This window comes from Amantichitinum ursilacus, from assembly GCF_001294205.1.
Lineage (GTDB): Bacteria > Pseudomonadota > Gammaproteobacteria > Burkholderiales > Chitinibacteraceae > Amantichitinum > Amantichitinum ursilacus.
In genome coordinates this window covers 179,218-192,835 of sequence record NZ_LAQT01000010.1, presented here as the reverse complement: position 1 = coordinate 192,835, position 13,618 = coordinate 179,218, and the positions used below count along the sequence as shown (strand labels likewise).

The following is a 13,618-nucleotide window of genomic DNA, read 5'->3' as shown; positions in this document are numbered from 1 at the left end:
TTCGGGAATTTAACTGGCGGGCTGGCAAAGTCAAGCCCGGTAATGACCTGACCCACCACGGTACAACAGGTCACACGCCTTAATGCGCGGCGCTTTGTAATTCCAGAAAGCGCTTTTTATCCGCTTCGGCGCGTTGGCGAATGGCGGCGATATCGTTCATTTTTTTCTGGTCATCGACGTCAATGTCGGCCAGTTCTTTTTGCGCGGCGGCCAGTTCGGCGGTCATGTCGTCCGGCGGCGTCTTTTTGGCGTGGTTAAACGAACCGATCTGCTTGTTCAGTTTGTCGATCTTGGCCTGGGCGCCTTGCCGACGGGACTGGTTAGTCTGGATGGCGCCATTGACGGCATCGATCTGGCGATCGCGCAGCAGATCAATTTCTTTGGTATTGGAGAAGGATTGCAACAGCGCACGGTCGCGCCGTTGCTGGTCGAGCTGATCTTGCTGCGCCTTGACGCGCCGCGCGGCTTCCTCTGGCGTTTCGGGCTGGGGCGGTGATTTGCGCACCATGCCCTGGCTATCGAGCGTGCTCACCCCCTTGGGCGCGGCGCTGACCGGCGGCTTGTCGCTGTACTGCGTGCGGCCGTTTTCATCAACCCAGCGGTACAGTGTGGCATGCGCGGATTGCGCTGCCAGCGTTAAAGCCAGCAGCGCCAACCATCCATAAAGCTTCATACTTTTCCCAGCCCTGTTGCGACATCCGGCCGAAAAAAGCGTGCTCAGCTTTTATGCGGAACGAATGCCATATTGTGCGCGGTAGGCTGCGACTTTCTCGCGATTGCCGGTCATACCGCTGGTATTTTCAAGATAGCCCACCAGATCATCCAGTGAGGCAATGGCGATGACAGGAATGCCAAACTGCTGCTGCACTTCCTGCACCGCCGACAAATCACCCTGGCCGCGCTCCATGCGGTCCAGCGCAATCAATACCCCGGCCGGTTCTGCGCCGTGGCTGCGGATCATGGCCACCGATTCGCGCACCGAGGTGCCGGCCGAAATCACGTCATCGATAATCAGCACGCGGCCTTTCAGCGGCGCCCCCACCAACACGCCGCCTTCGCCATGGTCTTTGGCCTCTTTGCGGTTATAGGCAAACGGGGTGTTCAGCCCGGCTTGAGCCAGCGCCACAGACGTGGCGGCAGCCAGCACAATCCCCTTGTACGCCGGGCCAAACAGAACATCGAATTTCACACCGGAAGCCTGCACGGCCTGCGCATAAAATTGCGCCAGTGCACCGACTGAAGCGCCGTCGTTAAACAGCCCGGCATTAAAGAAGTACGGCGAGGTACGGCCGGCTTTGGTGATAAACTCGCCAAAGCACAGCACATTCTGTGCCACTGCAAATTCAATGAATTCGCGGCGGAAATCGGACATGGATGAATACTCCTTGAAAGCTGCTGAAGGCGCGGTCATGCAGGCGCGTCACTGCACACCGCCGCACAAAATCGAGTGTTACCGGCCAGATACGTTATGACGTCGTACTGCCCATTTTCGGTAACCCCGGTGACAAAAAACAGCATATTATGCCGCGCCGTTTGGGCCGGGGCATGTCCACCATCTCAAATTGATCAAAAAGGGTACGACCTTGCGCATCGTTTCCGCCAACCTCAATGGCATTCGTTCCGCCGCCAATAAAGGCTTTTTTGACTGGCTGGCCCAGCATCAAGCCGACGTGATCGGTCTGCAGGAATTAAAGGCGCAAGACGCCGACCTGACCGAGCTGATGCGCAATCCACATGGCATGCACGGGTACTTCCACTTTGCCGAGAAAAAGGGCTACAGCGGCGTCGGTTTGTACTGCCGCAAGCAGCCGGACAATGTGGTGATCGGCCTCGGCATTCCTGATATCGATGCTGAAGGCCGTTACATTCAGGCCGATTTTGGCAATCTGTCGGTGGTGTCGATCTATCTGCCGTCGGGCTCCAGCGGGGACGAGCGCCAGCAAGTGAAGTTTGCGTTTATGGAACGCTTCTGGACCCACCTGGCGCATCTGGCGCAATGCGGGCGCGACATCGTCTTGCTGGGTGACTGGAATATCGCACATCGCGAACTGGATCTTAAAAACTGGAAGGGCAACCTGAAAAACTCAGGTTTTCTGCCGCAAGAACGCGAATGGATAGGCCGCGTCTTTGACGAACTGGGTTGGGTGGATGCGTGGCGCAAGCTGTACCCGGATGCGCCCGGTTACACGTGGTGGTCCAACCGTGGCCAGGCGTATGCGAAGGATGTGGGTTGGCGCATCGACTATCACATCGTTACGCCGAACCTGACCGACAAGCTGCAAAGCGCGCATATCTATAAAGATGTGAAGTTCTCGGACCACGCGCCGCTGACCGTGGATTACGACTACGCCTTTTAAGCGCGGCGTCATTTCCCTTTAGCGCGCGCAACCAAGTGCCCAGCCCCGCTGGGCACTTTGCATTCGGCCATCAAGCCCGCGAAGTGCCGCGTGACATCACATCAATCCACACCGCCAGCAACAAGATCGAGCCCTTGACGATCATCTGCCAGAACGAATCAACATCCAGCATCGACATGCCATTGTCCAGGCTGGCCATCACCAGCGCGCCAATCAACGCGCCATGCACCGTGCCAACGCCACCACGCATGGAGGTGCCGCCGATAAAACACGCGGCAATCGCATCCAGTTCGCCCATCGAACCTGCCGAGGGCGAACCCGCCGCCAGCCGCGCCGTATTGACCACCCCGGCCAGCGCGCACATCAAGCCCATGATGCCGAAGATGGCCAGTTTGACGCCGCGCACATTCACGCCGGACAAACGCGTGGCTTCCATATTGCTGCCGACGGCATAGATGCGGCGGCCAAACACCGTCTGCGTGGCGATATAGGTAAACACCCCCAGCAACACCATCAACATCAGTACCGGAATCGGAATGCCGTCATAGGCATTGAGCGTGCGCACAAAGCCGAAGATGACCACGCCCGCCAACACCACGCGTGCCACATCGCGCCACAGCGGCACCACCGGCAGGCCGTAACGTGCGTTGGCGATGCGGGTACGCCAGGCCAGCACGCCCGCAATCACAAACAGCACCACGCCCAACAGATCACCGATCAAGGTGGGTAGATAGCCTTGGCCCAGGTAGACCAGTTGGTCGGATACCGGTGCGATGGTCATGCCGCCGGTGACACCCAGCAGCACGCCGCGAAAGGCCAACATGCCCGCCAGGCCGACAATAAACGAGGGCACGCGCAGCCAAGCCGCCCAGTAGCCGTTGAACAAACCAATCAGCAAACCCAGTCCCGAGACGATGGCCAGGTTCAGCGCCAGCGGCATGTGGTAGGTCACATCCAGCACTGCCGCCACACCGCCGAGCAATCCCAGCAAGGAGCCGACCGACAAATCAATCTCGCCCGCGATAATGACGAACACCATGCCGCACGCCAGCATGCCGGTCACCGACATCTGCCGCAGCAGGTTCGATAAATTGCGCGGCGTTAGATAGCCGCCTTCGGTCTTCCAGGCAAAGAAGGCCCAGATCACCGCAATCGCAATCACCAGCGCCAGCACCTTGTACTGACTGAACAATTGTTTAACGCCAGGCAGGCCGCCACCGCGCGGCGGGCTGGATTGGCCCGCGACGGGGGTTTCAACAGCGATAGTCATACGGTTACTCCATGTTCTGCGGCCACACTGGCCAAGGGGGTCAGGGCGGCGGCCAACACCTGCTCCTGAGTCAGTCCCTGATTGTTGAACTCGCCACGCAGCTCACCTTCGCCCATTACCAGCACGCGATCACTCACGCCCAGCACTTCGGGCAATTCACTCGAAACCATGATGATAGAGATGCCGCTTTTGGCCAGTTCGAACATCAGTTTGTAGATTTCGAATTTGGCGCCAACGTCCACGCCACGCGTGGGTTCATCAAGGATCAGGATGTCTGGCTTGGGATGCAGCATTTTGGCCAGCACCACCTTCTGCTGATTGCCGCCCGACAAACCGGTAATGGGCAGATGCGGGCTGGACGTCTTGATCTTGAGCCGCCCAATTTCGGCCATCACGCTTTGCAGCTCTTCACCTTTGTCGATACGGCCTGCGTGGCTGTAGCGATCGAGCACCGGCAGCGTCATGTTCCAGCCCACACCAAACTGCGGCACGATGCCGTGATGTTTGCGGTCTTCCGGCACCATGCAGATCCCGTGCCGGATGGCCTTGATCGGGCTGGACACATCCACCGGTTTGCCGCGCAGTTTGACGCTGCAGCTGTATTTGCCGGGGTAGGCGCCGAACAGTGTGGACACCAGCTCGGTGCGGCCCGCGCCCACCAGCCCGGCGATGCCGAGGATCTCGCCGCGCCGCAGGTTGAACGACACATCCTTGACCTTGCGCCGCGCCGGATTGGTCGGATCAAAGCAAGTGATATGGCTAGCCTCCAGCACCACTTCGCCGATGTCATGCGGCTCACGCGGGTACAGATCGCCGATCTCGCGCCCGACCATCATCGCGATGATGCGCTCAACATCCAGCGACGCCATCGGCTGCGTCGCCACATGTACCCCGTCGCGGATCACCGTAATCGTGTCGCAGATTTCGGCCACTTCATCAAGCTTGTGCGAGATATAGACACAGGCCACGCCTTTGGCCTTGAGCCCCTTGATGATGTCGAGCAATACGCGGATTTCGGAGGTGGTGAGCGAAGATGACGGCTCATCCAGGATCAGCAGTCTGGCGTTTTTGTTCAGCGCCTTGGCGATCTCGACCAGCTGTTGCTGGCCGCCGCCATAGTGATGCACCGGCAACGCCACATTGATGTCGGGCATATTCAGCTCGGCCATCATCTTTTGGGCTTGCTGGTGCATGGCGGAGTAGTTAAGACGACCGCCTGGCAAGGTGATTTCGTTGCCCAGGAAAATGTTTTCGGTCACCGATAGCTCAGGCACCAGCATCAATTCCTGATGGATGATGACGATGCCGGCGGCTTCGGTTTCCTTGATCGACTGGGCCTGCAGCGGCTGGCCTTGCCAGCGGATTTCGCCTTCCCACGTGCCATGCGGATAAACCGCCGACAGCACTTTCATCAGCGTGGATTTACCCGCGCCGTTTTCTCCGCACAAGCCGACACATTCGCCAGCGCGGATATGCAGATCGATACCGTCCAGCGCTTTTACGCCGGAAAACGATTTGCGGATATTGCGCATTTCAAGCAGGAAATCAGACATCAGTCGTGTCCCCGGTACAGAAGAGGAAAATCACCGGGCCTGCTCCACGTGGAACATGGCCCGGCGGACTGCGTGATTACTGGGCGGCCAGTTGTGCGGCGGTGTAGAAGTTGTCCTTCACCAGCACGTCTTGCGCATTGTCTTTGGTCAGCATGGTGGGCTTGAGCAGCTTGGCGTCCACTTTTTTCAGGCCGTTGTCGTACTGGGTGTCATAGGTCACCTTCTTGCCTTGCACCAGATCTACGGCCAGTTGCGCAGCCTCGCTAGCTAGCAGCTTCAGCGGCTTGTACACGGTCATGGTTTGCGTACCGGCAATCACGCGCTTGACCGCGGCAAGGTCGGCATCCTGGCCTGACACCGGCACTTTGCCCGCCAGCTTTTGCGCAGCCAGTGCCTGGATGGCGCCGCCTGCGGTGCCATCGTTGGAGGCAACAATGGCGTCGATCTTGTTCTGGTTGGCGGTCAGCGCATCTTCCACAATCGACATTGCCTTGGCCGGGCTCCATTCCGCCACCCATTGCTGGCCCACAATCTTGATGTCGCCCTTATCGATATAGGGCTTCAGCACTTTCATCTGGCCATCGCGCAGCATGCGGGCGTTGCCATCGGTGGGCGAGCCACCCAGCAAATAGAAGTTGCCCTTGTTACGCGCCTTCAGCACGCCCTCGGCCTGCATCTCACCCACTTTGGTGTTATCGAATGTGATGTAGGCATCCACGTCGGCGTTGGCGATCAGGCGGTCATAAGAAATGACCTTGATGCCGGCTTTTTTGGCTTCACGAATCGCGTTGGCCAGCACGTTGCCGTTAAACGGCACGATGACGATGGCGTCGACGTTGCGCGAAATCAGGTTTTCGATTTGCGAAATCTGGCGTTGCTCGTTGGCGTCGGCCGATTGCACAAAGACCTTGGCGCCCAACTTGTCGGACGCGGCGACAAAGTAGTCGCGATCGCGCGCCCAACGTTCAAGGCGCAAATCATCAATGCAGAAACCGATGACGGGTTTGTCTTTGCTGGCAAATGCGGCCGGGGCGGCAAACGTCAGCAGCGCGCCGGTAAGAAGGGCAGAGATCAGGGTCGTTTTCATGGGATGGCTCCTCAAACTACTTATCTGGTTTTATGTGCCAGTCGGCACGGAACAACACAGGGACGTCTTCTGTAGCGGGTACGGTCTAAGCCGCTTGCGGGTGGTTCTGGTGAAACAACGATTCCACGCGGGCATACAACTGCTGGAATTTCGGTCGGCGTTGCGCGGCAAACCAGGCGGCGCGTTGCGGATTGGGGGCATAGCGCGCGCGCACCGGCGGCACCGGGCAAATGCTGGCAATGGCGGTGCCGGGGTCGAGCGCCAGATGCGCCAGCCGTGCTGCGCCCAACGCCGGGCCCACTTCACCGCCTTCACGGCAAACCAGCGGGCGGTTGAGCACGTCGGACAGCATCTGCACCCAGTAGGCACTGCGCGAACCACCGCCAATGACGGTCACCTCGGTGGGCACTACGCCGGTGGATTCGAGTGCGTCCACGCCATCAGCCAACCCCAGGCCCACGCCTTCGAGCGTGGCATTGGCCAGATCTGCAGCGCGGGTGGAACCCGTCAGGCCAAAGAACACGCCTTGGGCCTCCGGGTTGTTATGCGGCGTGCGCTCGCCGGAGAGATAGGGCAGAAACAGCGGGGTCTGGTCATCAATGCTGCGGCGTTCGGCCGCTTCCAGCAAGGCGGCAACATCGGCAAAGCCGGTCAGGCCTGCGGTGAAATCAAGGCAGGCTGCGGCAGACAACATCACCGACATCAAATGCCAGGTATGCGGCAGCGCGTGGCAGAAGCTATGCACCGCGCCTTCCGGGTTGGCGTGATAGCCATCGCTGGCGGCGAAATACACACCCGAGGTGCCCAGCGACAACATGGCCTGGCCCGGCGTAACAATGCCGACGCCGATTGCACCGGCGGCGTTGTCACTGGCGCCCGCAATCACCGGCACGCTGCGTAAGCCCCATTGCGCCGCCAGTTCGGGTTTTAGATGGCCCGTGATCTGGTTGCCTTCGTACAGCTTGGGCATATGCGCACGGGTCAGGCCGGTGGCGGCGAGGATTTCATCGCTCCAGTCCCGGCGCGCCACGTCCAGCCACAACGTACCAGCGGCATCAGACAGATCAGTCGCAAAATCACCCGTCAGTTGGTAACGCAAATAATCCTTGGGCAATAAGACGATAGCGACGCGGGCGAAAATATCGGGTTCGTGCCGTGCCACCCACTTGAGCTTGGGTGCAGTAAAGCCCGGCATCATCAGGTTGCCGGTGATCTGGCGCGATTGCGGCACCAGGCTTTCCAGCTCGGCGCATTCGGCAAACGCGCGGCCGTCGTTCCACAGAATGGCCGGCCGCAATACCTGGCCGTCGCCGTCCAGCAAGGTGGCGCCATGCATCTGGCCGGTCAGGCCAATCGCTTCGATATCGGAAGCCGGGATGCCCAGCGCGGCTGCTTGTTGCACCAGCGTGCTGATGGCGGCGTTGCAGGCGGACCACCAGTCAGCGGGCGCTTGCTCGGACCACAGCGGGTGCGGTCGGCTGACTTGCAGCGGCGCACTGGCGCTGGTCAGTGCTTGTCCATGACGATCCAGCAGGATGGCTTTGGTGCTGGAGGTGCCGAGGTCGATTCCGATAAACATTGCTTTGCCCTGTGCCCGACGGCGCGTTGGAATGCCGCACAGGTTGGTCTTGTAGTGCTTCGGCAGCAATTACAAAATCTGCCGAACACAGCTATGTTTTTTGGCGGAAACGATGCGCGCCAGCAACGCACAAAAATCGCAAAAAAGCCTGAAAAACCAATAGCCCAAGCGGTGCGCGCAAGCGCACCGGTCGGGCTGTGACTACGTTGATTTCAGCTAACCTGATCAGCCGTGGACGAAGCGGTTCACCACGTTTTCAAGATGCTCCTGACGGCCGCTCACGTGCTGCGGCGCCAGGTTGTGTTGCAGCGCGTATTGCGCCACCTCGTCCAGCGATTTCTGCCCGGCCAGTACGGCGCGGCCAAACTCGCCATCCCAACCGGCGTAACGCTGCGCTTTGTTCTGCGCCAGCACATCGTTTTCCACCATGGCGGCCGCACGCTTCAGGCTGAGCGCCAGCACGTCCATGGCGCCGATATGGCCCAGGAACAGGTCTTCAAGGTCGCTGCTTTGCCGGCGCACTTTGGAGTCAAAGTTGAACCCGCCGGTGGTAAAGCCGCCGCCCTTCAGGATTTCGTACATGGCCAGCGTCATTTCTTCAACGCTGTTCGGGAACTGGTCGGTATCCCAGCCGTTTTGCGGATCACCGCGGTTGGCGTCAATCGAACCAAATACGCCCAGCGCAAATGCGGTAGCGATTTCATGCTGAAACGAATGGCCTGCCAGCGTGGCGTGGTTGGCTTCGATATTGACCTTGATTTCATTTTCCAGACCAAACGCCTGCAAAAAGCCCTGCACGGTGGCGGTGTCGTAATCGTATTGATGCTTGGTGGGTTCTTGCGGCTTGGGCTCGATCAGGATGGTGCCTTTAAAGCCGATCTTGTGCTTGTGCTCCACCACCATCTGCATAAAGCGGCCCATCTGGGCGCGTTCACGCTTCATGTCGGTGTTGAGCAATGTTTCGTAGCCTTCACGCCCGCCCCACAGTACGTAGTTGGCGCCACCCAAACGATGCGTGGCGCCCATGGCGTTGACCACTTGCGTAGCGGCCCAGGCAAACACGTCGGGGTTGGGGTTGGTGGAAGCGCCCGCCGCATAGCGCGGATGGCTGAAGGCGTTGGCCGTGCCCCACAGCAGTTTGACGCCGGTTTCGCTTTGCTTTTGTTCGAGGTAATCGACCATGTGCGCAAAGTTTTCGACGTAATCACGGATCGAATTGCCTTCGCTGACCACATCGGCGTCGTGGAAGGTATAGAACGGGATCGACAGTTTGGAGAAGAACTCGAACGCCGCGTCAGCCTTGCCGCGCGCCACGTTGATGGCGTCACCGTCGCGGTACCACGGGCGCTGGAAGACGCCAGGGCCAAATACGTCGGAACCCGGCCAGACAAAGGTATGCCAGTAGCACGCGGCCATGCGCAGATGCTCGGCCATGGTTTTGCCCAGCACGACGGCTTGCGGGTCGTAATGGCGGAACGCGTACAGGTTGTTGGTTTCCGGTCCTTCAAAACGGACCTTGCTGATATTGGCAAATACATCGGCCATGGTCGGGCTCCACATAAACAGGTCATTGACGGCCCGAATGCTAGGCGGTGTAGTCGCCGCTAAACAATTACGAATTCAGCCAGCCTGGCTAGCGTTTATTGGCAACGTGGTTTCGTCGTCGCCATGCCCGGCCTAGAATCAGCCTCAGATTTTTGAGCGTCGTTTTTGTAACGCGCGTATCGCCGTGCTTGTCTTCAGGAAGGGTTGTCATGTCCCGCTCGCCGCACCGGATTGCCTTGTTGTTTAACGCCAACAAGATTTACGACCGTGAAGTGATCTCCGGTATCGGTGATTACCTGGGCTCGACGCGCGTGGCGTGGGATCTGTTTCTGGAAGAAGACTTCCGCGCCCGGCTCAATGGCATCGAACATTGGGATGGCGATGGCATTATCGCCGACTTTGACGACCCCGCCGTGGCCGAAACGCTGGCGAAAAGCCCGTTGCCGGTGGTGGCGGTGGGCAGTTCGTATCAGGACGAGCACGGCTATCCGGACGGCATTCCGTATGTGGCTACCGATAATCTCAAGCTGGTGAAACTGGCGTACGACCACCTGATCGATGTGGGGCTGACACGCTTTGCCATGTACAGCTTGCCGGTGTCCGAGACCAATCGCTGGGCGCAGCAGCGCGAGCTGGCGTTTACGCGGCTGGTGGGCCCCAGCGGCATGATCAATCGCGGGTTGGCGACGTCACCGCTGGCCTGGAACAGCGCCAGCGAACAACTGGGCGCATGGCTGCGCAGCCTGCCCAAACCGGTAGGCATTATCGCTGTCACCGATGCGCGGGCGCGTCATGTCCTGCAGGCGTGCCTGGCCGCAGGCATCGCGGTGCCCGAAGAAGTGGCGATTATCGGCATCGACAATGACCCGCTCACGCGCACGTTGAATCGCATTCCGCTCAGCTCGGTGATCCAGGGGACGGAAGAAATGGGTCGCACCGCCGCCCACTTGTTGCATCAGATGCTGCATGGCGCGCGCGTGGGGGCGACGCGGATTCTGGTGCCGCCAGTGGGCATCAATGTATTGGCGTCGAGTCAGCATCAGCCCTTGTCCAGCCCTTATGTAATGCGGGCGCGCCACTACATCCGCCAGTACGCCTGCCAAGGGATCAAGACCGAACAGGTGGCCGATTACGTGGGCGTGTCGCGCTCCTCGCTGGAAAGCTATTTCCGCCGCGAACTGGGCTATACCGTGCACCAGGAGATACTCAATTTCAAACTCGAAAAAGCCCGCGAAATGCTGGTGACCGGCGATGCCCCTACCAGTGATATCGCTATCCGCTGCGGCTTTACCTCGCTGCAATACATGCATGCGGTGTTCAAACGCGAACTGGGCTGCACGCCGCGCGAATACGCGGAGCGTGAGCAAGGCGCGGCGACCGTCGATAATCAGTAATAAATACGGCCTCTGACTAATAACGCAAACCACCTCGCGCAATTCTGCAATTGCTGCGCTGCATCGGTTCTGCAATGCTTGCGTCTGGCGGCCTGCCCGGGCTGCCACGTCTGCGGAGTTCATCTTTTTCTATGCCCATGCTGCCTATCCAGTCCACCCCTTGGGACAACGGCGCCACGTTGTTTACCCTGCGCAATTCGCACGATATGCGCGTTGTTATTACTGATATCGGCGCGTCGCTGGTGTCGTGGTTTGCCCCTGACCGCAGCGGGCGCATGGCCGATGTGTTGTTAGGGCACGCCGATGCGGCCGGTTATCTCCAGGGTACTGGCTTTTTTGGCAGCATTGCCGGGCGTTGGGCCAATCGCATCAAAGGCGCGCGTTGCAATATCGATGGTCAGGAATTTGAACTGGACGCCAACGAGGGTAATAACCATCTGCACGGCGGTTTTGCCGGTTTCCACAATCAGGCGTGGACGGCGCATGTCTCGCCTGATTCGCTGCGGCTTAGCCTGCTGTCGCCGGACGGCGCGGGAGGCTTTCCCGGCAATTTGCGCATTGAGGTCGATTACCGGCTGGATGATGAGGGCGTGCTGACCATCGCCTATGCCGCCGCCACCGATGCGCCGACGCCTATCAATCTAACCAACCACGCGTATTTCAATCTGTCCGGCGGCGAAGCCGATATCCGCGACCATATTCTGCGTCTGAACGCCGATGAGTTTCTGGCCATTGATGAGCAATCGATACCGGTCGCGCATGTGCCGGTGGCAGGCAGCGCGTTTGACTTCCGCACGCCCGCACCAATGGGCGCGCGGCTGGCATGGCCGGAGGAACAGCTGACGCTGGCCAAAGGCTTTGACCATTGCTATGTGGTGCAAGGCCAGGCGGGATCACTGCGCGAAGCCGCCAGCGTGTATGACCCGGCCAGTGGCCGCGAGCTGAAAGTGGCCACCACCGAACGCGGGCTGCAGCTGTACACCGGCAATTATCTGGAAGGCGTGGTGGGCAGACGCGCCTGGCATAACCAGGATGGCGTGTGCCTGGAAGCCGAGTGCTTTCCCAACCAGATCAACAGCGAAGAAGCCGAAAGCGTGATTCTGCGGCCCGGCAAAATCTATCGGCAAACCACCACCTACCAGATGACCGTGCGCCGTTAAACCGCGAGACCGGCTGCGCGGCAATCAATGCGGCGCGGCGGGCGCAGTGGTTTGCGGCACCGGCTCGGACCACGGCGCCACCTTGAACAGCAGCAACATGCCCGGCAAGGCCAGCGCGGTACACAGCAGAAAGAAATTCTGCCAGCCCAGATGTTCAACCAGCACGCCGGTAAACGCATTGAAAAGGGTGCGCGGCACCGCGGCCAGGCTGGTGAACAGGGCGTACTGCGTGGCGGTATAACGCGGGTGCGTGGTGCGCGCGATATACGCGGTAAACGCCGCTGTTCCGAGACCGACGCCGAGTGCCTCAAAGCCGATCACCAGCGCCAGCGCGCCGGGATTGGCGCCCTGGCTGGCCAACCAGGCAAATCCCAGAATCGAAGTCACCTGGACTATGCCAAACAACCACAGCGCGCGGTTGATGCCCAGCTTGATCATCCAGATACCGCCCAGCAAACCGCCGATGATGGCGGGCCACAATGCGGCATGCTTGGCCACGAGCCCAATCTGGCTTTTGCTAAAGCCGAGGTCCAGATAGAACGGCGTCGCCAGCGCAGTGGCCATGCTATCTCCCAGTTTGTACAAAAAGATAAAGCCCAGGATCACCAGGGCGCTGTGCCAGCCGTGGCGGCTAAAGAACTCGTGGAACGGCTCCACGACGGCTTCTTGCAACGTGGCCGGTGGTTTGCTCAGCGCGGGTTCGCGTACCAAGGCGGTCAGCAACAGGCCGGGCAGCATAAACACAGCGGTCAGCAAAAACACCTGCGACCACGGCAGATGGTCAGCCAGAATCAGCGAGAGCGATCCGGGCACCAGGCTGGCCAGGCGGTAGGCGTTAACGAATACGGAGTTGCCGAGGCCGAGTTCGGTTTCGGCCAGGATTTCGCGGCGATAGGCGTCCAGCACGATGTCCTGGCTGGCGCTGAAAAATGCGACCAGGCTGGCCAACGTGGCAATCGCGCTCAGGCCATCCAGCGGGCTGAACAGGCCGAAGGCGGCAATGGCCGCCAGCAATACCAGTTGCGTGATCAGCATCCAGCCGCGCCGCCGGCCCAATCGCGGGATCGAGAAGCGGTCCATGAACGGCGACCAGATAAATTTCCAGGTATATGGAAACTGGATCAGCGCAAAAAAACCGATGGCTTTCAGATCGACGTGTTCGGATTTGAGCCACGCCGGCACCAGGTTGATGAGGATGTACAGCGGCAGACCGGAGCTGAAGCCGCTGAGCAGACAGACGCCCATGCGGCGGGTAAATAACAGTTGTTTCCAGTCGGGTGCGGTCATGGGCGGCGTTTGGTTTGGCGAGCGGCATCACCTTACCGCAAAGCCGCCGCCCATGCAGCGCAGGATGCGTGGCCTAGACCTGATCGTGCACGCGGCCGCTGCGGATAACGGGCTCCAGCGGCATCAGAAACCACAGCACCAGATACAGGATCAGGCACGGAAAACCAAACGAGAACAGCGCCAGCACCACATACACCAGGCGCAATTTGTCAGCGCTGATGCCCAGATATTCGCCGACGCCACCCAGCACGCCGGAAATCCAGCGGTTATCTTCACTGCGATACAAACGATGATGGTCCACGTTGCTCCTCCTGCCAGAAATAAAAAAACGGGCGCACATTGCTGTGCACCCGTTCTTGCGGTGACCGCATCAGCGCACTGTAGCG

The 13,618-nt window shown here is 59.7% G+C and carries 12 protein-coding genes; 3 read left to right on the top strand and 9 right to left on the bottom strand.

All coding sequences use genetic code 11. The annotated features are described in order from the left end of the window. Positions 1–79 precede the first annotated feature (79 nt). On the bottom strand, positions 80–673 hold the full coding sequence (locus WG78_RS13925; RefSeq protein ID WP_053938435.1) for a DUF4124 domain-containing protein: 594 nt from the start codon (positions 671–673) through the stop codon (positions 80–82). Positions 674–724: 51 nt separating this feature from the next. After that, entirely contained in the window at positions 725–1,372 is a 648-nt protein-coding gene (pyrE, locus tag WG78_RS13920; RefSeq protein WP_053938434.1) for an orotate phosphoribosyltransferase, read from the bottom strand. A gap of 211 nt (positions 1,373–1,583) precedes the next feature. On the opposite strand from pyrE, the gene WG78_RS13915 reads away from it, so the two are divergent. Then, on the top strand, positions 1,584–2,357 hold the full coding sequence (locus tag WG78_RS13915) for an exodeoxyribonuclease III (protein WP_053938581.1): 774 nt from the start codon (positions 1,584–1,586) through the stop codon (positions 2,355–2,357). 70 nt (positions 2,358–2,427) lie between these two features. Here WG78_RS13915 and WG78_RS13910 read toward each other — a convergent pair whose 3' ends face one another. The 5 genes from WG78_RS13910 to xylA all read right to left on the bottom strand — a co-directional run bounded on the left by WG78_RS13910 (position 2,428) and on the right by xylA (position 9,391). Continuing rightward, the gene (locus WG78_RS13910; protein ID WP_083459113.1) at positions 2,428–3,627 is read right to left on the bottom strand and encodes a sugar ABC transporter permease; all 1,200 of its coding nucleotides are present in this window, start codon (positions 3,625–3,627) and stop codon (positions 2,428–2,430) included. Next, positions 3,624–5,180 carry a D-xylose ABC transporter ATP-binding protein gene (gene xylG / locus WG78_RS13905; RefSeq protein ID WP_053938433.1) on the bottom strand — a complete coding sequence of 519 codons (1,557 nt, stop codon included), beginning with the start codon at positions 5,178–5,180 and terminating at the stop codon, positions 3,624–3,626. The genes WG78_RS13910 and xylG overlap by 4 nt, the downstream gene beginning before the upstream one ends. Before the next feature lie 76 nt (positions 5,181–5,256). Further along, a complete protein-coding gene (gene xylF, locus WG78_RS13900; RefSeq protein ID WP_053938432.1) occupies positions 5,257–6,267 on the bottom strand; it encodes a D-xylose ABC transporter substrate-binding protein in 1,011 nt (336 codons plus the stop codon). 85 nt (positions 6,268–6,352) lie between these two features. Then, a complete protein-coding gene (gene xylB / locus WG78_RS13895; RefSeq protein ID WP_053938431.1) occupies positions 6,353–7,846 on the bottom strand; it encodes a xylulokinase in 1,494 nt (497 codons plus the stop codon). Positions 7,847–8,071: 225 nt separating this feature from the next. Then, positions 8,072–9,391 (bottom strand): xylose isomerase, encoded by a 1,320-nt coding sequence (gene xylA / locus WG78_RS13890; RefSeq protein ID WP_053938430.1) that lies wholly within the window; start codon positions 9,389–9,391, stop codon positions 8,072–8,074. A gap of 209 nt (positions 9,392–9,600) precedes the next feature. Between xylA and WG78_RS13885 the strand changes: the two genes are divergently transcribed. Beyond that, positions 9,601–10,785 (top strand): XylR family transcriptional regulator, encoded by a 1,185-nt coding sequence (locus tag WG78_RS13885; protein ID WP_053938429.1) that lies wholly within the window; start codon positions 9,601–9,603, stop codon positions 10,783–10,785. 131 nt (positions 10,786–10,916) lie between these two features. Beyond that, positions 10,917–11,945 (top strand): aldose epimerase family protein, encoded by a 1,029-nt coding sequence (locus WG78_RS13880; protein ID WP_053938428.1) that lies wholly within the window; start codon positions 10,917–10,919, stop codon positions 11,943–11,945. A 24-nt stretch (positions 11,946–11,969) separates the two neighbouring features. Here the strand turns inward: WG78_RS13880 and WG78_RS13875 are convergent, their stop codons facing one another. Together WG78_RS13875 and WG78_RS13870 are read right to left on the bottom strand one after the other, a co-directional pair. Further along, positions 11,970–13,232 (bottom strand): AmpG family muropeptide MFS transporter, encoded by a 1,263-nt coding sequence (locus tag WG78_RS13875; protein WP_053938427.1) that lies wholly within the window; start codon positions 13,230–13,232, stop codon positions 11,970–11,972. A gap of 73 nt (positions 13,233–13,305) precedes the next feature. After that, the gene (locus WG78_RS13870) at positions 13,306–13,533 is read right to left on the bottom strand and encodes a PspC domain-containing protein (RefSeq protein ID WP_053938426.1); all 228 of its coding nucleotides are present in this window, start codon (positions 13,531–13,533) and stop codon (positions 13,306–13,308) included. Between the last annotated feature and the right edge of the window lie 85 nt (positions 13,534–13,618).

Coding starts and splice junctions, on each gene's coding strand:
- WG78_RS13925 (WP_053938435.1), bottom strand. CDS start 673: ATGAAGCTTTATGGATGGTTGGCGCTGCTGGCTTTAACGCTGGCAGCG.
- pyrE (WP_053938434.1), bottom strand. CDS start 1,372: ATGTCCGATTTCCGCCGCGAATTCATTGAATTTGCAGTGGCACAGAAT.
- WG78_RS13910 (WP_083459113.1), bottom strand. CDS start 3,627: ATGACTATCGCTGTTGAAACCCCCGTCGCGGGCCAATCCAGCCCGCCG.
- xylG (WP_053938433.1), bottom strand. CDS start 5,180: ATGTCTGATTTCCTGCTTGAAATGCGCAATATCCGCAAATCGTTTTCC.
- xylF (WP_053938432.1), bottom strand. CDS start 6,267: ATGAAAACGACCCTGATCTCTGCCCTTCTTACCGGCGCGCTGCTGACG.
- xylB (WP_053938431.1), bottom strand. CDS start 7,846: ATGTTTATCGGAATCGACCTCGGCACCTCCAGCACCAAAGCCATCCTG.
- xylA (WP_053938430.1), bottom strand. CDS start 9,391: ATGGCCGATGTATTTGCCAATATCAGCAAGGTCCGTTTTGAAGGACCG.
- WG78_RS13885 (WP_053938429.1), top strand. CDS start 9,601: ATGTCCCGCTCGCCGCACCGGATTGCCTTGTTGTTTAACGCCAACAAG.
- WG78_RS13880 (WP_053938428.1), top strand. CDS start 10,917: ATGCCCATGCTGCCTATCCAGTCCACCCCTTGGGACAACGGCGCCACG.
- WG78_RS13875 (WP_053938427.1), bottom strand. CDS start 13,232: ATGACCGCACCCGACTGGAAACAACTGTTATTTACCCGCCGCATGGGC.